General features: G+C 47.6%; 22 protein-coding genes and 1 pseudogene. 3 read left to right on the top strand and 20 right to left on the bottom strand.

Translation table 11 applies throughout. The features are described from left to right. Window positions 1-221: 221 nt before the first annotated feature. From D829_RS0125315 to lspA, 6 genes are all read right to left on the bottom strand, one after another. Window positions 222-1,085: a carbohydrate ABC transporter permease gene (locus D829_RS0125315; protein WP_051154087.1), complete on the bottom strand. Its 864-nt coding sequence runs from the start codon at window positions 1,083-1,085 to the stop codon at window positions 222-224. A gap of 54 nt (window positions 1,086-1,139) precedes the next feature. Next, window positions 1,140-2,021, bottom strand: coding sequence for a sugar ABC transporter permease (locus D829_RS0125310; RefSeq protein ID WP_017691711.1), 882 nt, complete (start codon window positions 2,019-2,021; stop codon window positions 1,140-1,142). A 38-nt stretch (window positions 2,022-2,059) separates the two neighbouring features. Next, window positions 2,060-3,379 (bottom strand): extracellular solute-binding protein, encoded by a 1,320-nt coding sequence (locus D829_RS0125305; RefSeq protein WP_017691710.1) that lies wholly within the window; start codon window positions 3,377-3,379, stop codon window positions 2,060-2,062. A 114-nt stretch (window positions 3,380-3,493) separates the two neighbouring features. Continuing rightward, window positions 3,494-4,288, bottom strand: coding sequence for a response regulator (locus D829_RS0125300; protein WP_017691709.1), 795 nt, complete (start codon window positions 4,286-4,288; stop codon window positions 3,494-3,496). After that, window positions 4,278-6,041: a sensor histidine kinase gene (locus D829_RS0125295; protein ID WP_017691708.1), complete on the bottom strand. Its 1,764-nt coding sequence runs from the start codon at window positions 6,039-6,041 to the stop codon at window positions 4,278-4,280. The genes D829_RS0125300 and D829_RS0125295 overlap by 11 nt, the downstream gene beginning before the upstream one ends. A 329-nt stretch (window positions 6,042-6,370) precedes the next feature. Beyond that, entirely contained in the window at window positions 6,371-6,862 is a 492-nt protein-coding gene (lspA, locus tag D829_RS0125290) for a signal peptidase II (protein ID WP_017691707.1), read from the bottom strand. Window positions 6,863-6,965: 103 nt separating this feature from the next. Here lspA and D829_RS31895 point away from each other — a divergent pair, with 103 nt between their 5' ends. After that, on the top strand, window positions 6,966-7,187 hold the full coding sequence (locus D829_RS31895; protein WP_017691706.1) for a heme-binding protein: 222 nt from the start codon (window positions 6,966-6,968) through the stop codon (window positions 7,185-7,187). A 69-nt stretch (window positions 7,188-7,256) separates the two neighbouring features. On the opposite strand, the gene D829_RS0125280 is transcribed toward D829_RS31895, so the two are convergent. The 12 genes from D829_RS0125280 to D829_RS0125225 all read right to left on the bottom strand — a co-directional run bounded on the left by D829_RS0125280 (window position 7,257) and on the right by D829_RS0125225 (window position 17,437). After that, window positions 7,257-8,234 carry a permease prefix domain 1-containing protein gene (locus D829_RS0125280; RefSeq protein ID WP_017691705.1) on the bottom strand — a complete coding sequence of 326 codons (978 nt, stop codon included), beginning with the start codon at window positions 8,232-8,234 and terminating at the stop codon, window positions 7,257-7,259. Between the two features lie 6 nt (window positions 8,235-8,240). Next, window positions 8,241-8,570, bottom strand: coding sequence for a PadR family transcriptional regulator (locus D829_RS0125275; RefSeq protein ID WP_017691704.1), 330 nt, complete (start codon window positions 8,568-8,570; stop codon window positions 8,241-8,243). Between the two features lie 161 nt (window positions 8,571-8,731). Next, window positions 8,732-9,679, bottom strand: a complete 948-nt coding sequence (locus D829_RS0125270) for a nucleoside hydrolase (RefSeq protein ID WP_017691703.1) — start codon at window positions 9,677-9,679, stop codon at window positions 8,732-8,734. 146 nt (window positions 9,680-9,825) lie between these two features. Continuing rightward, window positions 9,826-10,230, bottom strand: a complete 405-nt coding sequence (locus tag D829_RS0125265) for a DUF350 domain-containing protein (RefSeq protein ID WP_017691702.1) — start codon at window positions 10,228-10,230, stop codon at window positions 9,826-9,828. Further along, window positions 10,212-11,612 (bottom strand): glutathionylspermidine synthase family protein, encoded by a 1,401-nt coding sequence (locus D829_RS31890; protein WP_017691701.1) that lies wholly within the window; start codon window positions 11,610-11,612, stop codon window positions 10,212-10,214. The genes D829_RS0125265 and D829_RS31890 overlap by 19 nt, the downstream gene beginning before the upstream one ends. 4 nt (window positions 11,613-11,616) lie before the next feature. Further along, a complete protein-coding gene (locus D829_RS0125255) occupies window positions 11,617-11,907 on the bottom strand; it encodes a hypothetical protein (protein ID WP_017691700.1) in 291 nt (96 codons plus the stop codon). After that, complete coding sequence (locus D829_RS33855; protein ID WP_017691699.1) at window positions 11,907-12,374, bottom strand: hypothetical protein; 468 nt, start codon at window positions 12,372-12,374, stop codon at window positions 11,907-11,909. The genes D829_RS0125255 and D829_RS33855 overlap by 1 nt, the downstream gene beginning before the upstream one ends. Before the next feature lie 269 nt (window positions 12,375-12,643). Continuing rightward, window positions 12,644-14,725: an ABC-F family ATP-binding cassette domain-containing protein gene (locus D829_RS0125245; RefSeq protein ID WP_017691698.1), complete on the bottom strand. Its 2,082-nt coding sequence runs from the start codon at window positions 14,723-14,725 to the stop codon at window positions 12,644-12,646. A gap of 98 nt (window positions 14,726-14,823) precedes the next feature. Next, window positions 14,824-14,985 (bottom strand): hypothetical protein, encoded by a 162-nt coding sequence (locus D829_RS33850; RefSeq protein WP_017691697.1) that lies wholly within the window; start codon window positions 14,983-14,985, stop codon window positions 14,824-14,826. 113 nt (window positions 14,986-15,098) lie between these two features. Continuing rightward, window positions 15,099-15,383 carry a hypothetical protein gene (locus D829_RS0125235; protein ID WP_017691696.1) on the bottom strand — a complete coding sequence of 95 codons (285 nt, stop codon included), beginning with the start codon at window positions 15,381-15,383 and terminating at the stop codon, window positions 15,099-15,101. 53 nt (window positions 15,384-15,436) lie between these two features. Then, entirely contained in the window at window positions 15,437-16,435 is a 999-nt protein-coding gene (locus D829_RS0125230; RefSeq protein WP_017691695.1) for a glycosyltransferase, read from the bottom strand. 18 nt (window positions 16,436-16,453) lie between these two features. After that, window positions 16,454-17,437 carry an aminoglycoside phosphotransferase family protein gene (locus tag D829_RS0125225; RefSeq protein ID WP_017691694.1) on the bottom strand — a complete coding sequence of 328 codons (984 nt, stop codon included), beginning with the start codon at window positions 17,435-17,437 and terminating at the stop codon, window positions 16,454-16,456. 160 nt (window positions 17,438-17,597) lie between these two features. On the opposite strand from D829_RS0125225, the gene D829_RS0125220 reads away from it, so the two are divergent. Continuing rightward, window positions 17,598-18,188 (top strand): TetR/AcrR family transcriptional regulator, encoded by a 591-nt coding sequence (locus D829_RS0125220; protein ID WP_026081408.1) that lies wholly within the window; start codon window positions 17,598-17,600, stop codon window positions 18,186-18,188. 311 nt (window positions 18,189-18,499) lie between these two features. Continuing rightward, window positions 18,500-19,078: an NAD(P)H-dependent oxidoreductase gene (locus tag D829_RS0125215; RefSeq protein WP_017691692.1), complete on the top strand. Its 579-nt coding sequence runs from the start codon at window positions 18,500-18,502 to the stop codon at window positions 19,076-19,078. A gap of 98 nt (window positions 19,079-19,176) precedes the next feature. On the opposite strand, the gene D829_RS0125210 is transcribed toward D829_RS0125215, so the two are convergent. Together D829_RS0125210 and D829_RS33845 are read right to left on the bottom strand one after the other, a co-directional pair. Further along, on the bottom strand, window positions 19,177-22,152 hold the full coding sequence (locus D829_RS0125210) for a DUF5704 domain-containing protein (protein ID WP_241230818.1): 2,976 nt from the start codon (window positions 22,150-22,152) through the stop codon (window positions 19,177-19,179). A gap of 408 nt (window positions 22,153-22,560) precedes the next feature. Further along, window positions 22,561-23,121: pseudogene (locus D829_RS33845) on the bottom strand (S-layer homology domain-containing protein); the annotation flags it as partial.

Below are 23,121 nucleotides of genomic sequence, written 5' to 3'. Positions count from 1 at the left end.
ATGTGGGCTTTAATTCTTAGGGTATGTTAGCACAGGTGGTTTGAAAATGCAGTAGTTTTGCGAAAATAGTTGAAAGTTTTTTGTAATTCCATAAATAGGTATTTTCACCGCTTTCATAAAGCCCAGCTTGCGTACGCCTGCCAGAGGTTTTAGAAGACAAAAAAGGCCCCTCCCGACTCGCTTTTAAGCAAGTAATGGAAGGACCTTGGATCCTCAGCCTTTTAACCTTTAACAGAACCCGCAGCAATTCCCTCCACAATTCGATTACTCAGGATGAGAAAAGCAATCAGGATCGGCATAATGCTAATCATCAGCGTTGCACCAATCGCTCCCCAATCCGTTGTATATTGACCGATAAAGTTCTGTACCCCAACAGTTAAGGTTTTGTACGAATCTGTACTGATGAACGTATTAACAAAGATGAATTCATTCCAGTTATAGATCATGTTAATGATCGCCGTTGTGGAAATGACCGAAGACGTCATCGGCAGCACAATCCGAAAGAAAATCCGATGCACAGAGCAGCCATCCATCACTGCGGCTTCTTCCACTTCCCGGGGAAGCGCGTAGTAAAATCCGAGTAAAATCATAATGGTAATTGGCATATTAAAGGCAATATAAGACAAGATGACCGACAAAGGATGATCTGTGAGATGAAGCTTCAGGAACAAGCTGAACAGCGGGATCAATGTGGAGTGCACAGGGATCATCAGACCCACCATGAACAGCCCCAGCACCAGTGAACGACCCTTCCAGCGCATACGTGTAATGGCAAAGGTCACCAGACTGGCGAACAGCACGGTGACCACCACCGAGACCACCGTAATCCATACACTGTTGAAGAAGTATAAGCTGATATTTCCCTCTGTCCATACCTTGACATAGTTTTCCCAACGCGGGGTAGCAGGAAGGGAAAAAGGCGCCATGTCGAATACTTCCTGATTATTTTTAAGCGAGAACAACAGCAGCCATACCAAGGGCAAAATTTGCAGCAAAGCTACCAGGGACAAGAGGAAATACAGCAGAATATATCCGAATCTCCTTAACCATGCCGAACCTCGGCCTGTCCCCGGGTAAGTTGGCAATCTAACGGCCGTATCCGTCTTCACCGGGATGGACCTCCTTTCATTTCACTTACGTCAGGAATACTGGATCGTATCTTTGGATGCCGTCGCTTTACGAAGCAACCAGGTAACAAGCAGACAGATCAAGAGCAGGAAGAACCCTACAGCACTGCCGTAACCAAAGTCGAAGCTACGGAACGCCTGACGATACATATAGGAGGCCATCACTTCGCTCGAACCATTTGGTCCGCCATCGGTCATCACGTAGATGAGATCGAAATACTTGAGTGAGCCTACCACAGCAAGTACAATGGTCACCTTGATGACTTCAGTAATTAGCGGCAGCTTGATTCGAAAAGCGATCTGCCAAGGGTTTGCCCCGTCAATCCGGGCTGCTTCCACCAGAGATTCCGGAATATTTTTGAGGGCCGCATAATAGATCAAAATATAGAAGCCTGCATACTGCCATAGAATCGGTACGAACAGTGCATACAACACCAGGGATGGCTCCGCCAGCCAAGCTGGCGGATTGCTGAAGCCGATGGCTTCCAGAAAGGTGTTCAGCACACCATTGCTGGGATGATAGATCTTCAGCCATAACTGGGCGATCGCGACCGAAGACAGCAGCATCGGGATCAAATATATTTTGCGGAACAGATTGGCACCCTTGATCTTGCCTGACAGCACCAAAGCGATCATCAGATAACCGATCAGACTCAGCGCAGAAAACAAAGCAAGCAAAAAGGTATGATTCGCACTCTGCCAGAATGTTCCGTCCTGAAGTAGTCTGGCGTAATTATCCAATCCAATAAAGGTCATTGCACCGATCCCGTCCCATTGCATCAACCCATAATACCCGGTAAGCACGATTGGGATGTAGACCAAGACCAGCAGCAGAAGCAGTGCAGGAAGCACGTACAACGCAGCAACGAGACGGTTGGACATGACTTTGTCCATCACATTATCCTCCCTTCAAGCGTTCAAACGTGTGTACGTCAATTGCCTTTATCAATCGCAGCCTGATGATTCTTCACAAAGTCCTCCGGTGTCACCGCTTTACCAAACAATGCTTGAATCATGTCCAGATGGGCCTGAGCGGCTGCCGGTTTCATTTGCACGTCTGCAAAGAGTGTGAGGCTACTGGCCTGATTCAATTCGTTGAGCAGGTCAATATAGAGCTGTGGCAGCTGTACTGCAGCTGTATCCACTTTGGTAGCCGGGATGACACCTGCTTCAGTTACCGAACTCTCACCCCATTTTTCCACAAAGTATTGCACAAACTTCTGCGCTTCTTCCTTCACTTTGGAGTTCTGGGCCACGAACATTCCTACACCCGGACCACCTACCCAGCTGTTAATGTCGCTCTTACCGTCTTCCATCGTTGGAAATTTGAAAAATCCAATCTTGTCTTTGAATTCCTGCGGGATGTCCGGGTTAGTCGTAAAGTTTGGCAGTTCCCAGGTGCCCATCAGGTACATGGCAGCTTTTTCGTTCATGAATTCGGATTTGCCCTCATCGTTGGACAACCCGTTGAAGCCTTTGTTGAAGGCATTCATATCCACCAGCTTTTGTACCTCGGCAGCAGCTTGAGTCAGCGCAGGGTCGTCAAACTTGCCGGAGCCATTGATCGCCTTTTCCAGTGCATCTCCACCTAACCGATTCGCCAGGTACATATACCAGAGTGAGCCGGTCCAGCGGTCTTTATTGCCCAGTGCGATCGGCACCTCACCGTTCTCTGTCAGTGTCTTCAGCACACTCAGGAATTCATCGTACGTTGCTGGCGGCTGCAAGTTATATTTTGCAAAGATGGCTTTGTTATAATAAATGGGGGAGATATTCAACTCGATTGGTAACGCATATGTTTTGCCGTCTATGGCATAAGCTTCTGTTGTTCCGGCTATGAATTTCTCGCCCAGCGAGTCGCTCAGCAGATCATCGACCGGTGCGAACAGATTCCCCTTCACATAAGGCTCCAGAAATCCGGCAGCCCAAGTTACACCAACATCGGGAAGTTCATTGGATGCCGACAGAATTTTCAATTTGTTCTTATATTGTTCATTCTCAAGAACTTCCTGCTTGATGGTTACATTCGGATGATCCGTCTGATACTGCTTGATGATATCGTTGACCAGTTTGTTTTGCTGTGCGGAACTGCCTGCTGGCCAGAGGTGCATGAATTTGAGGGTTACTTTCCCATCTGTGCCGTTGTTGCCAGTTTCACCCTCTTGATCCGAACTTGAACTGTTACATCCGGATAAAATTACGGCGAGAACCAGCGTCCATGACAGAAGAATGGCCATCGTCTTTTTGCTCATTATCCCAACCCCCTTGGTTTTTTCGGTTAATGTAACCGCTTTAACCAAATTGTAGCACGAGCATAACACCCCCATAAGACTAGGACGATTTGGAAAAACTCCACTTTTTTGAGGTTATTTGTTATCTCGTTCAGATAGGGAATGCCGATATTTGCTTGGACTAAGCCCCTCAAGACTTTTAAATACCGTGATAAAATACTTATCCGTCTGATAACCCACCTGTTCGGCAATCTCCGAGATTGGCATCGTTGTCTGCACAAGCAACTCCTTCGCGCGCTGAATGCGTTTGCGGGTAAGGTATTCACTAAAATTGATGCCGATCTGTTCCTTAAACAATACGCTGAAGTAACTGGAGTTGAGATGGAGTAACTCAGCGATTTCACGCATGGTCACATGTTCACCCAGATGAGTATCCACATAGGTCAAAGCTTCACTGATCTGGCTATTGAGCCTTTGTTCCCCTCGCTCCTTAACATCCAGCAGCTTGGGGTCAACCATTTCCTGCATCGTTTGAATACGCCGCTGTTGTTCGCTGAACTTCAAGGCTTTTTCGACGGTCTGTAGCAATTGTTCCTTATCAATCGGTTTCAACATATACTCCACGACACCCAGCTTCATGGCCTGTTGGGCGTACTGAAAATCGGCATGTCCCGACATAATCAGGACAACAGGCTTATTCGAAAAGTGCTGAATGGCCTCAATCAGAGACAACCCGGAGAATTCGGGCATGCGAATATCCGTTATTAACAGATCTGCCGGCTTTTTCTTGAGCCATTCCACGGCCTCGACGCCACTTTCTGCAGTCCGGATATGATTTCGTCCTGCCGACCATCCTTCCAGTGTCTTGCGAATACCCTCTCTTGTACGCGGCTCATCATCAACGATAAGAATCGTCTTGTCATGAATCATATGCACCCTCCGTTCCCATAGGAATCTCAAAGCAAATGACAGTTCCTTCCCCAACCTTACTTGTAATGGAAAGCCTGCACCGTTCGCCAAGTTCGCTGCCAAAGTAAAGCTTCAACCGCCGATGTACGTTGATTAGACCTACACCTGTCCCCTTCTTGGACACAGTCGGCCCACCATGTAAAGCATGAATGACAGATTGAAGCCGTAATTCATCCATACCGGGACCATCATCCCGAACCTCAATGCGAACCAGATTTTTCTCGGTCGAAGCATCCACATGAATGCTTATCTTTCCCGGTCCCAGTTTACTCTCAATGCCATGGAGAATCGCATTTTCCACCAAGGGCTGTATAAGCAGTTTTGGGATTGGGATCTTACGAACCACGTCGCTCAGTTGAATCTCCCATTGCATTCTATCTCCCAATCGCATCTGCATAATTTGAAGATAACGCTCGGCGTGTTCCAGCTCGTCGGCCATCGTAACCCATTCATCCTGTTGCGAACTGGAGATGATGTAGCGAAATAATCGGGACATCGCCACAACCATACGTGCCATCTCCTCGTCTCCCTTTTCCTCAAGGGACCAATAGAACGCTTCCAGTGTGTTGAATAGAAAATGGGGATTAATCTGAGACTGCAACGCCTTCAGCTCAGCCCGGGACTGCATGACTTCCTTCTCATGAACCACACGGGTCAATTCGTTCTGCCTGTAGACCATCTGGTTATATACGTCGTTAAGTTCATTGATCTCCATCGTAGAGCTAACCATTAGATTAGGTCTCATTGCTCCCGGCTGTGCACTGCGCATGGCCCGCATCAGCCGGATGAGCGGACGTGTAATCATCGTGGACAGAAAGAAGGACATGATAAGGAAGAGAATAACACCTATCAATCCCGAGACGAGCAGTGCCGTCCTCAGGATGGATACACCTTCCGTTGTCTCCCGCAGCGGGGTCAGGACAGCAAGTGTCCAGCCCGTTAACTCCGATTTTTGCCTGACGACGATATAGGATTCATCCCCGTTCTGCACGACTGATCCGCTGTCCAATATGGCTTTGGGATCGAGATTAACCTCCAGATCGGAAGTCACCACTTCTCCTGCCCCATCCAAGAGCATGATGGAGTCCTGCGAACCATCTGCCCCATTCGAATCATTCAATTGAAAAAAACTGCGTTGCATCCGCACCACCACATAACCTCCATGCTCGAAAGAATGATCCAGCAGGTTAATCCGCCGAATAGCCAGAAGCACACCCGGATCTTCCGGGTCAGCGCCTGCCCATACCAGTCTGCCTTTTCCTTCATCGGCCAGGCTGATCCAGTTGCGCTCCACTCTAAGATCGAGGGATCGGTCATCCATCGGAAAGATGCGGTTATAACCCGTAGTGTATATCTCCATACTCTGTGCGCCATTGATAAAAGATTGATAACTGCCTGCAATCTGCAAGAGGGCTTGACGCTGATTAAAGGTAGCCGGGTTGCCTTGCTTCTCATCGCTAAGCAGACGCTGCACGTATGAATCATCCGCCACCTGAGCGGTCAGCGAATTCACTTGTGCAATGAGTGCATCCAATCTGCCACTGGCTTGGACGGCGGTTTGGTGAATATGTTTCTCCGCATTGCTTTTCAGCAAAGCAGCTACCCGATCATAGGCCGATATGCCTGCGAGCAGCAGAACAACAAGCATCACCATAACGAAACCAATGAAGATCTGATTCCGAAGTGAGTTAAAATGCCCTTTTTTCCCGCGCAACTTCCCCATTCTCCTCTCTTTTTTTGCATGTAAAAGAACCCACCACCTTACGCCCGTGCTCTTGAAGACTGGGTACATACGATGCCGGATTTATCTACGTATTCAATTCTTCTCGTTAAAGCGCTTGCAAAATTAAACCTTAAACTTCTTCTCTTCTAGTCTTTGTTTACCGATTAAACTAACGACTAAAAAATAGCATAGTTTTACAGGTTAATCAATCCATCCGAAGAGTCACCGAAGCGGGCATAACAAAAAGGACACTGGCTTATAACCAATGTCCCTCATTTATGCACCTCATGCTCAGCCACTATAATGCTCTTATCAACGTGTCACGAACGCTCAACTTTCGGCAAAGCATTGCGTAAACGCTTGGCTCGATAACTCTGAAATGCACGAAGCAACATGCCAATGATGATCATGACCACACCGATGTTAATTGCGACATCAGCGAGATTCAAAATCCCGCGTCCTGACGGAAATACCAAGAAATCCGTTACCCGGGCATAGATAAATCGATCGATCGCATTACCCAGTGCCCCGCCGACCATGAAACCCGCGCCAGCTTGCATCCAGAAACCGCGAATCTCACCTTTACTCCGGTAATACAGCATACCCGCTATGAACAGAACAGCAATCACACCGAACAGACGCGCATTCCCCTGAAACATGCTGCCCGCCATTCCACTGTTCTCGTAATGCTGTAATTGCATGCCCGAGTTACCCAGTCTCATCACGTCGCCAACTTCCATATACATTCTCACTGCAATCTTGGTTCCCTGGTCCACCAAAGTCACCAGCAGTGCTACAAAATAAAACAGCATCGTGTTCTCTCCTCCTGCCTACTGAGCGATAACTTATTTTAACTTTAAGAGTTTTGTATATTAGGTTCCCTTCACTTTAACACAGCCAATGTATGGTCTCCAAATGGGCCGTCTTCAACCATGCCGGTTAAGAAGCGAAAATCAGACACTTGAGCAAGACTTCAATCTGACTTCATCGGACTATGTACTGGCTGGTGGCGCTTTCCCGCTGATTCTGAAAAATGAGAGACAGGTCGGCACCATTACAGTATCGGGTTTGCCTGATGAGGAAGACCATGATCTGGTCACGACAGGTATCCGCTCGTTTTTGTTGCAGCAAAACTAGATTAAATGGAGCACAAAAAGCCCACCTGATCAATATAGATCAAGTGGGCTTTACTAGCTAAAGCAGTGCTCAGGACGAATTTTTGCTTTTCATAATATGGTACACATTGCTAAAGCTGCCGGAGAGAATGCCTGTAATCGGGAATATGGCCCAATTGATATCCCACCGTTGATATACAAAGCCTGTGAACAAGAAGATGGCTGTCGCCAGCGGCCATACAATCGCTTCCACGGCTCTCACAACCTTTACTTCTTGCTTCTTCTCTACCGTCAACTGGTGCTTCTCCAGCAAGTTCGTGTAAGCCCCCTGAATATTACCGTAATATACAAACAGGAATGCTCCTACCCCAGCCATAACCATAAAGGCAGATACACCATAAGAGGCGTAGTTATCATTGATAGAGGAGGCTGCGAAAATAAACACAGGAGACAGAATGCACAGGCAGACACCCGTAATGATGGCTATACGATAAGTCAGAGCGAAGCTCTCCCGACTATGCTGAATACTCATTTTAAGTGTATAAGGAAGCTGGAAGCCCTTCTCCATATGACTGAAGCGTTCAAGCTTCATGCCACTGTGAATGAACATGCCTACCGCAATGGCAATCAGCACGAACATGCCGATCAGGCCCAGTACAGCCCCCGTTTCCACCGAACGGTTTGCAGCTGAAGTGGCATAGTTCTCAAATAAAGTATCCATGAAAATCAGAAACGCCACACCCGACGCGCACAATAAAACACCCAGCCCGATCCAAAATCCGGCATTTCTTTTTGCAGTGGTATATGCGTAGGCTTCTTCTTCCGTCAGCACAGGTACTGCCTCTTCCGCACTGACTGGTTGAATACCGAGTTCTGCAGTTAGCTCCTCGATATTACCAAATTCTGAGATCACAATACCGATGGCTTCATTCTCCGACTTGCCTTCCCGCTTCAACTCCAGGTACTTATCTTCCATCCCCGAAAGGAGCTCCTGCTTCAGATGCTCCACCTCGGGTGTCTTCGGTAGACCAGCAAACATGTTCTCCAGATACACCATAATTGTCTCCATGTTCCGTCACAACTCCCTGATAAATAGATTAACAACCTCCTGCGTAACCTTCCATTCCTCACACTTTTCTCTGTAATAGTCGAGGCCGGGCGGCGTAATCCGGTAATAGGTACGACGCTTTCCCAAACTATTCTCATCCAGGTAAAACGATTCAATATAACCGTTCTTCTCCAATCGGGTGAAGGCCGAGTATAATGTCGTCTCCTTCATGACGTACTTTTCCTCTGTCAGCTGCCTGATGTTCTTGGAAATCTCGTAGCCGTACGACTCCCCTTCGAGCAGCATGTAGAGGATCAGCGTATCATTGTAGCCACGTATAACGTCACTGCTGATCACAAAAGATACTCCTCCTCATTACTTCATCTGTCGTAGTAGTTGAAGTATAGCACAATTTACTACGACAGGTGAAGTAGTTATGCCAAAAATGGGCAATAAAAAATCCGTACCTGGGATAGGCACGGATTTTCTTCTTTTTTCCTGCAGTTAAATTCCTGCGTTTATTGGATCGCTGAGAGAACGTCCAGCAGCATGGATTTGAATTTGGGCCGATCGATGGCTTCACATACACGTACATTATGCTCTTTGCCAAAACGTCCGTTGATATCAACCACACTGTATCCACGTGTCAACTCTCCTGCCGCTTCCACATCCACATAATATTGACCCGACTTGGTCATGATGGATTCATTTGCCGCAACAGCCATTAGCAACGTATCGGGATGAGTGGTGCCATTGAGTTTATGTACCGACTTGTTGAACTGCATAACCACTTTGTTGATTGCGGTGAAGAAATCGGCACCGGATGTACCCAGAGCCGCAATCTCTGCATGATCGTCATCGTCCATCACTGAATATTGCGTACACATCTCCCAGCCAACCATCGTGATCGGAATGCCGGCATGCAGTACAATTTTCGCCGCTTCCGGGTCCACGTAGAAGTTATACTCCGCCGCCGGTGTGATATTGCCCAGTGCATTATTGGTTCCACCCATGATGTACAGGTGAGCAATCTCCGGAATAATGGTTGGGTCCTTTTGGATCGCCATCGCAATATTAGTCAGCGGGGCAATCGCCAGCAGCTCAATTTCACCCGGATGTGCATGCACCTTCTCAATGATAAAATCAACCGCATGCCCGCTCTCGGGACGCTGATCCGCCTTCGGGAAATGCGCACCGCCCATGCCGTCATCGCCATGCACGTCTTCCACTGTACGGTGCTGAGCCTTTCCGTAGGCCATTAGCGGACGCTCGCAACCTTTATACACAGGCACCTTGCCGCCATGTCCAGCAACCTGTACCGTGTACAGGGCATTTTCAACCTCCTGGTCGAATTGTACGTTACCGCCCGTAATGGTTATGCCTTCCACCTGAAAGTGATGCAATGCTGTCAGGATCGCAATCGTATCGTCTCCTGCTGTATCTGTATCGATGATGACTCTTCTCATGATGCCGCGCTCCTTCTTCCGTCTGATATTCATTTAGAACAAAAATACAACATTACACGCTTCGCTTCTCCAGATTTTTTCTGTCCTCTTCGTTTACGTGTAAACACTATATTCATTCTAAATTATCTTTTACCTCTAGGCTTATTTTACATCAAAAACGTACCGATGACGATGGAAACGCCGATGATAATCGAACGGAGCAGCTGGGCTACCGCCATATTGCCTCGTGCGATTTCGTCACATACCCGCATTTTCGGAATCAGGAAATCAAATATAATATAGACCAGGCACAGCACAATAATTCCAAACGCCGACCACAGCAGCATATCCAACCACGAATGCGTCGAGAAAGATACCATGCCCACAATAATACACAGTCCCAGCAATTTGCTGCCCATGTACATGCCTGCCGCCTCGTTACCTTTGGCGATTTCCTCACTATCGTTATACCGGGTCAATTTGCTAAAAGCGAAATATCCACATACCAATACCACCAGCAGAATGCCTACACCCACCGCAACATTCACGAGGTTTAATCCCAAGTTTTCCATTCCTTCTCCTCCTCATCATTCATCCGTTCACGAACCGTAGCCGCGCAATAATAGGCCATATCTCCGGTTACTTTCTCCCCGACCCGTGGTAGTATCCCAGCCAAACGCCCACCGATAACAAACACCCCTGTAAGCAGATAACCGCTGTATGCTCCAGCTTCCGTCTCGATCACAACCTGTTCCATCGGAACCAGCTGCTGATAGATTTTGGGCTGATTTTCGTAATAAGCTGTGATCTCTTCATCCTCGTCTGTTGCCGCAGTTGCAAGATTGGATTCCAGCGCCTCGTTAAGAGGATGCTCCATATCCTGCTTTCCAAAGGCATTGTCCGTTCCTCCATCCAGCAAAAGAGTTCCTCTGCCTTCGCGTCCCCAGTAGCTTTTGGCTACATATGATATGGCGTTCAGCTCGAAGGGCTCAGATGAAAAATAGGTGGGTAGCAGATATCGGGAAATCACGTCCATCTCTGCTTCATCAAAGAGGGTAAACCCGCAATATTCCGGGGTCTGCTCGTTACGCTCGTAGAGCGACCAGATTGCTGCCATGAAGCCTTTGCTCTGCATCAGCACATGCTGAACGGGATTCATCAGGCCCAATCTTCCCTCACGTACAAGTTCAAGCAGCGCAGCACCAATGTCCACCCCTGTCGTCTCATCCCGATCATCGATCAGATACTCCAGCGGATAAAGGCGATACAGCAAGTTAATCTCCCGCCCCCTATGGTAAAGCGCCTCTCCCGGAACAATCTCCAGTTCCTCAAGTGGAGCATAGAAAACTTCGTATCCCGCTTCCTGACAGCGTTTCATCAGGTATTCCGTATTTGTACGATCTTCGACATGTTCGCCAAAAGAAGTGAATGTCACCGGACCCTTCAATCCTTGGTTTGCGTAGAATTCGAGCCATATCCTGAAACACTCCCAAATACGTGTATCCATCTCGGCAGATGGTGCAGTTAGCGTAGCATCATCAGCAAGACCGACCAGGATATTTTCCAATGCAGCAACCTCCGGTATACCCGTAGGGGTGTCCGTATTATTTTCAATACACTTCGGTCCAGCTTCTCCAATAATCCAGTCCTGACGGGTAATGCCTCCAGTTACCAACTCCATACGTGCCGCCGGGATAAGCCCGGGATGGATACCCAGCTGATGCTCCAAAAAGGAATCCGGCATATATTGCTGGATAAATCGCATCACTTTACAGTAAATGCCGTCTACCGCCTCGGCTGCGGTATGCAGTTCCAGCACCTCCGAGGGAGAGTAGACCGTTAATGCAGGCACACAATATTGCTTCCCGTACATTCGATGATATGGAATCTGTTGTTCCGTTTCACCCTGAAATACCTCTTCGTGACTTAACGGCAGTTGAACCACTTGCCTCATCCGGTTATCCTCCCGAGCTGCGGAAGAAGCTACCGAAGCCGCTTGATTTGGACTTGGATTTGCTATAGGAGCTGTTACTGTTACTGTCCTTGTTGCTTCGATAAGACGATCCACCGTAGTAATAGTGCCCACTGCTGGAATCATATTCACATCCGGTATCATACTCCGGGTCACATTCATCATTGTTGCTGCCACAACCGGATAACACGGCAGGAACCGCCAGCATCAGGGAGAAAGCAACCAGTTTCGCTTTTGACCCGGGTTTCGATGCTTGCCCCCGCTCTTGGTCACTCATCACAGATCCACCTCTTTCATATAAAACAACACTTTCTTGCGATCTGCATCCAGCACGGAATACAGGAACTCATACGTCTTGCCCCCGCGAACCATATAATGGTCCAGCAGTTGCTCGGCAAGCTCCATCGTATAGGTGGAGGAAGCTGTGAGTTCCAACTCCTGAAATGAACTTCCATTCCACAACATGTACTCTGCACTATACATGGAAGACATTTTGCACATCGCCAGCGCAGCATCCGCAATGGCTGCACCGTACTCATCCGGCATCTGTTGCTCATACGCCGTTACATATACTGCATGTTCTCGCCCATCCTGGCATTCATTGGACAGATGCGCCCAGAGTTTGTTTTTCACCAGGGTGGCATCCACCAGTTTGCGCATGAACAGTTCATCTCGTGTGACTGAAGCCTGTTCCAGCACCCCCGTCTCCGCCTGTCGATCATCCGACCAACTCCGATACGTCAATGAATAATAGATACCGATACCCTCCCTTTCTGTGAGCTCTTAGGTGAGCCGTTTCAATTCATACAAACGTATTTAACGCATCAGAAGGAAAAAAGTTACACTATTCACCATGACATGTAATAAAGAACATGTTGGCTACCTTCGTTCTCCGATTAACGAAGCAGGAAATAACATACTGTTTTCTACTTTTGGTACGCAATCCAGTTCAAAAAGGCCGGAGAAGACTCTCCGACCGCACTTTTTTAATCTTATTCTCATGCCATTCGGACTTATAACTCAGCCCACTGGGCCAATACATCATTGTATTCAGTGGACAATTGCTCGCGATCATTCCAGATTTGTTCCAGTTCAAGCGGATTGTTTTGCACAACTTCCAACTGTTGATCCAGCAACTGAATCTGTGCTTCAAGACGAGCCAACGTCTGTTCCAGCTTCTCCGCAGACGGTTTGTTACCATTGCCACTTCTATGTTTCGATGCAGTTGCTGCCGAAGGAGTGAACGCCTTACCTGATTCAGTAGAAGCTTTATGATCATGACTTCCACCGGCAGCTACAACAGTGGATCCGTTCATTGTCGAGGTTGCTCCTGGCTTCTTCCCTGATCTGGCAGTCCCGCCAGGCTCGGACGTTAAACCTGACTTCATCTCTGACTTGGTGTTCCCACGAGAAGAAACGCCCACGCCTGCTGTAGCCTGAGTTGTCGCCGCCGCACGAGCTTGCAAATCAAGCTTCTTCTCACGATACGCCTCATAGTCTCCCAGATAAGCAGTAATCTGACCGTCCTCCAGTTCCCAGACACGGGAAGCGAGGCGATTGACGAAGTACCGATCATGCGAGATGGCAAGTACGGTTCCTTCAAAATCAACCAAGGACTCTTCCAGCGCTTCTCTGGATGCGATATCCAGATGGTTGGTTGGCTCATCGAGCAGCAGTACATTGGGTTTACGTTGCACCAGAAGAGCTAGCCGCAGACGCGTCCATTCCCCGCCAGATAATTGCCCGACAGAGCGGAATACATCCGCTCCATAGAACAGATATCGTGCCAGAATTCCGCGAGCCTCTCCCTCTTCCACGCCTGCTTCTAGACGGAAGTATTCGAGTACATTCAGCTTTGGATTCGTAGGTTCCTCCTGTTGAGCCAGATACCCGATATCCACACGCGCCCCCCACTCCAGCTTGCCCGCATTGGGCTGCTCGTCACCAAGCAACAGCTTGAACAGTGTCGTCTTGCCGGAGCCATTGCGGCCAATGAGTGCAATTTTATCTCCATATTCCAGCAGACCCGAGACCCCGTGCAGGATTTCACGCTCACCATAGCTCTTCTCGACCTGTTCCAATACCGCTACCCGTTTACCCGTTCGATCCGTAGGACGCACATCGAATTCGGCATTGCGGCGCTCCAGTACAGGACGCTTCACCTGTTCCATCCGCTCGATGGCTTTACGCATAGAAGCCGCCCGTCTGAAGAACTTTTCATTCCCACCAACTCGGCCCCACTCCTCTAACTGGCGGATCGTTTCCTTCATTTTTTTGATAACCTTCTGCTGCTCCTTGAACTCTTCGAATTGCTGCAACAGCCGTTGTTCCTTCACTTTCATATATTCCGTATAACCGCCAGCAGACGTTTCCGCTTCTCCATCCTCCAGCTCCAGTGTTCGATTCACGACCCGATCCAGAAAATAGCGATCATGCGAGATTAGGACAATGGTGCCGGGGTATTCTCGTAAAAATCCTTCCAGCCACTCGACCCGCTCCAGATCAAGATGGTTTGTCGGCTCATCCAGCAATAACAGGTCGGGTCTTACGATTAGCTGTGAAGCCAGCAGCACCCGAGTCTGCTCCCCACCGGACAGGGAACCAAAGCGCCAACCATAATGCGCCTTGGCGATATCCAAACCGTCCGCCACCTGATCGATCCGGGCATCCATCTCGTATCCACCCTCACGCTCGAACTGGTCTTGCAGCGCTGCGTAGCGCTTCAGCAGGCGCTCCAATTGATTAGGGTCTGCTGCACATGCCGGATCGGACATCTGCTGCTCCATTTCCTCCATTTGCGTGCGACATATCATAAGCTCCTTGAATCCAAGACTCAGTACATCCAGTACGGTATGGTCGTCCAATCCTTCTGGAACTTGTGCCACATATCCCATTCGTGTATCTTTCTTTATCATCAATTGACCTTCGTCCGGCTTATTCAGCCTTGCCATCAGGCGCATGAGTGTCGTTTTCCCGCTTCCGTTGCGGCCGATTAGGGCGACCTTGTCACCTTCCATAATTTCAAACGTAATGCCGTCCAGCACCAGATGTGCTCCGTGGTATTGAGTCAGTTGTTGCGCGCTAATCATCATCATAATAAGGTTCCTCCTATGGTATGGAAGATCCTGACCGCAATACAAAAAGAGCCGCAGGAGGTTAGCTCCGCGGCCCTTCAGAATTCAAGCAATATCGCTTATCGTCCGAATGAGGTCAAGGCAGGCATCTTCTCGCAAATGTTAACTTCCGTATATTCAAAATTGGACAGACTTCTCCCGTTGGTCAGAAAAGTATGAACAATGCCAGCCATAGCAATCGGCAGCTGGCTAATACGGTTGTTAAGCATCTCGTGATTCACCTGTCTTCACCTCCCTTGTCATAATTAATGTCAATATATCACAGACGAATGCGTTTCCGCAACCATCCCGTCGCCCAATTCAATCTCACTGTACAGTAGTTTCATTCTTACGCTTAATTCCTGCCCCGTCGCCGAAGCATTACATCCCTGATCGCCACCGTAATAAGCGTTAACATTCCCGAGGTACCCAGTGATGCGCCGAGCAGGGCATATCCGATGCCGTTCCACCCGCCAATATCGATGCTAATCATGATTACAACGGCACCGCCGAGCAAGGCCACACATGGCAATATATATTGTACCCACGTCATTCGGCGTCCTTGTAACCGGTAGATAAACCATTCAATCAGCAGCTGCACTGCCCACATTCCCAATGTCCACAAGATCAGTACTTCCATAAGGTTCCCCTCCTGTTTCTGGATGGATCAAGCCCTTTGTTACAGACCTTACGTTACTTCAACCAATCTGAGAAAAAGTTCTGGTACCCTTCTTTCATCTTCGTGCGCGAAAAAGCACCAAACGCATACTCCCGGTTGTCTTCTGACACACTGCGCGGCGCAGCCGCAGCCATGTTCACCAGTTCAAACCAGTTATCCTCGTTGCCTGCAAAGGCATGCGTGGATCGAATGTGACCGTAGCAGGCATGCTCCGGCTTCACGACCATTTTGCCCATCGCCATCGCTTCCGTCAGCGGCATCGCAAACGTATCAAAGGCCGAACAGCTCCAATACACCTTGGATGAGTTCATCAACGTAAATATCTCATCCTGCGTGAGCGCAAACTTCAGCTTCACGTTGGAAGGAATGTCGTACTTCTTCATGGTTTCCTTATAGCGTACACCGCCAAACACCATATATACTTCCTTGTCCGGGTTCTGCCGAGCGTATTCCAAAACTAGATCCGGGCGACGGTTCGCCTCATCCCGACCGATCCAGAGAACCCGATTATGCACAACCTGACTCGGGTCATAGTGCCGGTTCGCCAGCTCTTCGCTAAAGCCAATCGGAATGACGTTCACGTCATGTACACCGAAATTGCGACCCAGTTCTGTTTTCAAAAACTCCGTCTGTACAATTGCTTTATCCACCATCGTATAAAATGGCTTCATCATCTCATATCCCGTTAGCACGGGATCGGGGAAACTGTGCGGGAACAATACGCTTTTCGGTAAGAACATCTTCAAAAACGTAAACCCGGATACGGTGTAGATAACATGCTCTATATTTTGGCTATGAATCTGGTCCAGCACGATATCGTAGTTCACCAGGTCACCTTTCTCATGCTCATAACCCGGCAACCAGTCGTATCCGCTGACATGACGCTCCGGCGAGATGAACACGATATCAACACCCAACTCCAGACCAATCTGCTTCAGCCGATCCGCAAATACGCGTGGCCCCTGAGCTTCTGTAAATTGAATTTTACGCATAACAAGTCCGACTTTACGCAAGCTTCTCACCCCTCATTTCTATTCCTCACCCACGTGCTTCATGCACTGTTCCAGCGTCGCTGCCGTCTCAAGCCACTGGTTACGCAACTGTTCCTTCGGCCACACACATTCCTCACTTCTCAGGTCACCATCAATCAAACGCAGCATCCAGAGTGAGAATACAATAGCATAGGCATCGTACCATTCTGCAAAAGAAACCCGTTCAATCTGCACGCCCAGGCTCCCCAGTTTGTCCAAATAAACATCCATGGCCCGCTCTCGCAATGCAGGCGTAATCGTTCTGGGAAACAGCGGATGCGAGAGATCCACCAGATGAACTACGTCCCACAGCGGCGTGTTCAGGTGGGCATGCTCCCAGTCCAAGACGACCAGTCTGCCGTCCACTTCCGCCAGATTACCGGGATGCAAGTCTCCGTGACACAGAACGGTAGGAAGTTCTTCCTCTGCTGTGAGGATCAACCTGGAGATCTTGTCCCAATCGGATTCGGACAGCTGCATATCCAGTCTGGATAAAAGATCAACGGTAGATTGCCTATGTATTTGCAACTCATCCAACATTGTGCGAATGGACGGTTTCTGGCCCACGCGAGGCAGCTCACTCCAATCCGTAACAGGCAATGCATGCCATGCTGCCATATGTGCCGCTGCGCCGAGCATCGTCGCTTCTTGTGAATCATGCACCAGTTGCCCCAGATCCTCATAAATCATCCAGCTCTGTGCTGGAGCAATGGTAAGGTCCGACGCTGCAATGAGCTGCGGATAGAACGGAGGTAGAACAGACATCACACGCTCGTACATCCATCGTTCCCGTCCATGCTGCGCAGGATTCGTCAGCGGTTTGAAAATATAACTTTCACCGCTAGGAACAGTGAATCGCTCCACATATCGTCCGTTCATTCCTTTATACAACTGTTCGCGGCTTGTTATATAGTGATCATTCAGCATTCCTTCGGGCGTCACCCAGCTGTATGCATCCAACTCTTCATTCACGCTATCCACCATCCATTTCGTTCTCCCTGCCGCTCCGATTATGATTTCTATTCATCATACGTTGCCGCTTACAAGCCTGCAAGCTTTGTTCGCAAGCGCTTATTGAGTGTCTCAATTTAGAGTTTCAAGATTGCTTGTTGCATTTTAGTTAGTAATCACTTACTATACAATCATGAAGAACAAATCTCATGTGGATAGCAAAAAGAAAGATATCCTACAAGCGGCGATGCGCTTGTTCGCAACCAAAGGCGTTGACGGCATATCCGTCAAAGAGATCGGTGACGCCGCCGGAGTAACTGATGCGGCGATCTACAAACATTTTAAAAACAAAGATGCCGTTGCCCTGGAAGCCTTCACCCAATACTGCGCGGACTATACTGCACTGATTGACGGGTATGTTCGGCAGGAAGGTCCCGTGTTGGAACGCTTCAAGCAACTGGTTACGGAGGTTCTCCATCTGCATGATGAAGATCCCTACGGGCTGCTGCTGATTTCACAGAATCATGAAATATTCATTGAAGCCGGAAGCAGCGAGGATTACCGTCAGCCATTGGATGCGTTAATGGATCTGATCGATCAGGGAATGATGCGGGGTGAATTGCCTCAGCAGGATTCACGGCTCACGGCCGTTCTGGTGATCGGTGCAATTACACGCATGGCGGTCTCCAGTATGCAAGGTGAGCTACCAGAGCTGTTGGTACCTTATACGGGCGAGACTGTTCACCGACTTGCATCAATGTTGGGACACCTACCCCAGGAGTAATGATGGAAATGGGATGAAGCTAGAAATGGAGTAGCGGATCGTAGGGAAAACGACGTGAGCAACTACATTGTTTCCGAAGCAAACAACCTTCATAAACATCGGCTTATTTCGGCTGAATCCCATATTCAAATGCGGATGATGCTGCTAGGCCTGATTCGTAAACAAAAGCGGACTTGTTGAATAACTTCTAAAGAGAATCGTTAACATCCCATCAGGATATACAGATGGATTACCGGGTCATACGTGACCTTTTCTTTTTGCACATGAGGTTAGTGTTCATTAACTAAAATAGTCAGGACGTGTCATCTTCCATGAAAAAAATATTAATTATTCAAGGCAATCCCGTCTCTCCCAGTTACAACGGTGCAATCGCCGAGGCTTACCGTAAAGGTGCGGTTCAAGCTGGCGCAGACGTTCGCATGATCACCCTGAACGAGTTGGCATTCAACATGAATCTGGAGGGAGGATATCGTAATAAACTTCCACTCGAACCGGATTTGCTACAAGCCCAAGAATCGATCAAGTGGGCCGAGCATCTTGTATGGGTATTCCCAATCTGGTGGGGAGGACCACCTGCCCTGCTGAAAGGTTTCGTTGACCGAATCTTTATGCCGGGTTACGCCTTCAAGTATCAGAAAGGAAAACCATTCCCGGATCAACTGCTCAAAGGCCGCACCGCTCGCATGATCACTACGATGGATGGCCCAAGCTGGTATTTCAAATGGTTCCAGGGTGAGCCCGCACATAAAATGATGAAGATCTCCACATTTGCACTGACTGGCATCAAACCTGTGCGGATAACAACTGTAGATCAAGTTGGTAAGAAATCAGATGAACAGAGAAAGAATTGGTTGGATAAGATCGAACAGCTTGGGCGGAAGATGGGGTAACTGGATAGCTTTTTGCAACGTTAATTTGGATAAATAACAAGAAGGCGATACTTACCAAAGTAAGAATCGCCTTCTTGTTATTGTACTCTTCATACTACCTAGTGTGGCACCTGTGCACTGAAATCATCTCGGCTGGAACGATCGGCATGGTAGAACACCACATCTCCGTCCCTTAAAGTGAACGAGTTGCCGTAGCTATCTTCGACTTGACGCTGAAATCCTTCCAGCAACCATTGGTTCATCAGCGGTGCATGGATATATTGCAGATGCGGAGCCCCCAGGTTCCCTTCCTGGATCGACTCCAAGTTAAAGTTGACCACGATATAACCATTTTTCAGGAAGATCGGTGACTTTGCATCCAAACCACCATGGGTACGCCCATACTCGGCCAGATTGGTTCCTGCTTGAACCACGTAAGGCTCGGCGGGTAGACTATACTCTCCATACCACTGCTGAATGGCAGCATTTGCACGAAGTACATCCGCACTTGCGTTCGTCGGAATATTCGTTTTGGGTCCGATAAACGTACGTAATTGCTCCGGCATCAGCAGCAGACTGTATCCGCCTACAGGGGTTTTCATTTTCGTAAATTTATCCCGGTAATAATCCTGATACGTACGTTCACTCATCATCCCTGGATGAATTTCGCCATAGCGATTATATTTATAGGTCGCCGTATCTCGTAGCTGTTCCGAAGGTACTTGACGTAATCGATCATTGAGAATAACAAACCGCTTGACTTGATCCTCTGCTGAACCTATACGAATAAAACTTCGCTGGTTCGTCGAGTAATACAGATCTACTGGTACGCGTGTTTTCCCATCTTTGCTAACAAAATCAAAGGTCGGAGTCAGGCGAATGCCGTCTCTGGGCCCGAACATATTACCCTTGGTTTTGAAATCAAACTTAAAGTGATATCCCGTCTTCACAGCCACATTCTGATACCCTTGCAGCGGATGACTGCCTGGGCGAATCGGTATGGTAAACTGCGGTTTGTTCCCCCGCTTGTCACCGTCGATGCCCTGCGTTCCTGTCCAATAACTGATCCAGGTGGGTGCAATGCTACCCTTAAACCGCCGGAAAACAAGCTCCCAGTTGTAGTCTGCAATGTCCGTAATTTCAAAGTCGTATAACCTCCCAATGACCTCCACGGATACTTCGTCGCTGGCTAGATGGTAGGTTAGATCTGTGTTGGCATCTGGTTGGGCATTGCTCCTGGACATCGATTCAAAATCAGCAGGTGCATTCTCTGCAATATTACGGAACTCCACCTGGTAATCTCCCTCATCTACCCACACAGGCAGATAAAAGGTGGTATCGAGCACGTCCACCGGAATATCGATCCATGTACTCCGCGGGTAAAACTGTGTCCGGTCGGCACTGTACACGTCAAACGGAAACCGCACCTGTTTGATTCGATAATATTTGGCATAATCCCGATCCCCATATCCCGGATACGAGTTGACATCTAAATGCTGTCCGCTCGTGGGGATACGGACTGTGAACGGCCGCTCCAAAATAAGGGCAGACCGAGCCATATTCGGTATTGTTTTCTGATTATGAGGCTGATCGTCTGAAACAAGAGAATAGTTCACGACCGGAGTATGAACAGTGACCGTGTTAATCCCCGGAATTTCAAAGGTTTCTTCCTCATTACCCTCATTAACATTTCCACTCATTAATTCATAACGGATTTCGCCTGTGCTAGGCGTATCCTTCTTATTTAACAAGGTTTTGGATATTTCATTGTCAGGACTGTACAGAATATCTTTGCCAATCATTTGGGGTTCTGCGATCTGACCTGGCGTTGGCCCCGTTTCTTCTACTTTTGCGTTGTCCATGACAACAGCCCCATTAAACTTCAAATAGTCATTCTTAACTTGGACCTTTGGCACAGCATCTTCCGCAATTGATGAGAGATCATCTGTTGGTGTTGGAGGTTCGCTGGTCCCTCCCGGCACTGGCTGTGAAGGCGCTGTTAACACAGCCGGTGTATTGGGTGCGTAAAAGGTACCGTTCGTAGCCGCCGCATAGATGGGACTACGATAATCAGCAGGATATAGTTCAATCTGTGGTAAAGCATAGTTTTTTAGGATCGCATCGGTTATCTCATAAACAAGCAAAGTGTCAATTTTCCAATACTCGAAATCCCGTTTCACAGTATAGGTGTAGGGTACTTTTACATCTCTAGATCTTGGAGTTGATACCGTTGTCGTACCGCCTTTACCATCCGAGATTTCCTTTACGTCTGTCCACGTTTTGTTATACGTTTTTTCAACAACTACGGTATATGTACAAGTGCCTTGCATATTCACAAACTTATTTTGGAATAGGTAACTTAGACCAAATACATTGCCATATAAACTCTCAGAGGTAGGGATACCTCGCAGTACGTCAAATGGCTCACTTCCACGTTGATCGGCCTTAATAACTGCGCTTGCATTAGGGTCCATTCTCTCCCCTGTCATTTCTCCGACAGGTGACTCTGCACATGCCGCATCTGGCGTTTCCGGAATTTCGGGTGGTGGCGTGTCGCCAACTGTAATCGTTACATTTTCATAAATGTGATACGGTCCATCTTCGGAATTCTTCCATTTTGCCGTGATGATTGCTGTACCAATATTTTTCGCAACGATCTGACCAGTTTTTGGTTCTACATAAACTACGTTTTGTTTATTTGAACTCCACTCGATTTGGTCGGAGCGTTTGGAAACATTCACCCAGTTACCGAATTCTTCTTGGTCATACTGCTTGGTTCGGATTTCTGCTACAAGGGATTTCACATCATTAACCTGAAGTTGCATGTCTTCTCGGACACGGATCTCTTTGGTTTCAGTCACGTAACCGGAGTATTCAATTTTCAACGGGGTATCATAGGTCGCTTGGTATTTACGATGTCCATCAGGTCTAACACCACCATAAGGTTCTTTTTTTGTTGCTTGCTTCGGGTATCCTGTTTTTGTTTTTAGTATTGCAAACAAATTACCTTTTTCATACTCCGGCTTTGATCCAGGTTCAACTGTATAACTTGGGGCCGAGACATAGTTAATGTCTTCTATCCCTAATGATTTCACATATGGCCTTCTGAAAAGGTTTTGTTTATCATCACCTAATGATGCTGGAACATAATTTTGTGTATTAATCTTATCTTTTACAAATTCATCTCCTCTTGGTACGGCATCTGCTCCACTTCCATATGTGGTTGTTGTTACTCGATCAGCACCTTCATTCCTTGTTGCTGACCAAATATCACCGTCACCTTGCGTCCATACTGTCATAGGGTGAGGGGAGGCAGTTCCTGTCACCATTACCTTTATTGATTGTTTACCTTTGGCTAATCCACTAGGATTAACTTCAATACCTTTATTTGGGTAACCTTTATTAAAATTTGCATATGATGTATAAGATAATGCAAATGTAAGATATACAATTATGAGGGTAAACAAAACAGAAAAAACATACTTCTTCATTCTAAACTAACCTCATTTCTTTCTGATCACAGCAAACGATCCACCGTCCATATCAAATTGGGAATTCGGGTTATTGAGATCAATGTAGTTAGCAACCCATAGTCTTACTCCCTTATTGTTTTCTTTGAAGAATTGCTTTGTATTCATGTTGGGCAAATTAATGTACCCATACTTTTCATGCAATTTGTTTACTATTTTAGATCCACCTGTAAAATCAATAACACCATTTAAATAATGAATTACATCAAAGTCTTTAGCCTTAGGATAAATAGTGATTTCTGAAAATACTGGTAGTACATTTGTCATTTCATCATAAAAGGACTTATCATCTGCTGCAACAAAGAGTGGCGCATAGATGCTTTTCTTTTTATTCCATTCCTGCACATTCACAGCAATTAAACGGTGAAACTCCAGACTCCCAGATCCATTTCTAAAGGTTTTTCTCTTACCTGAAATATCAGAGATAGAGGTATTGCCTGTTGTCAAACTAGATACCAATTCAAGATTAGATTTTTCTATTCCTACCATACGTAGCTCGGTTAAATCATCAAATGCAGTGGCATCCTTTTTCAG

The sequence above is a fragment of the Paenibacillus sp. PAMC 26794 genome (assembly GCF_000316035.1).
Taxonomy (GTDB): Bacteria; Bacillota; Bacilli; order Paenibacillales; family Paenibacillaceae; genus Paenibacillus.
This window is presented reverse-complemented; position numbering and strand designations above follow the sequence as displayed.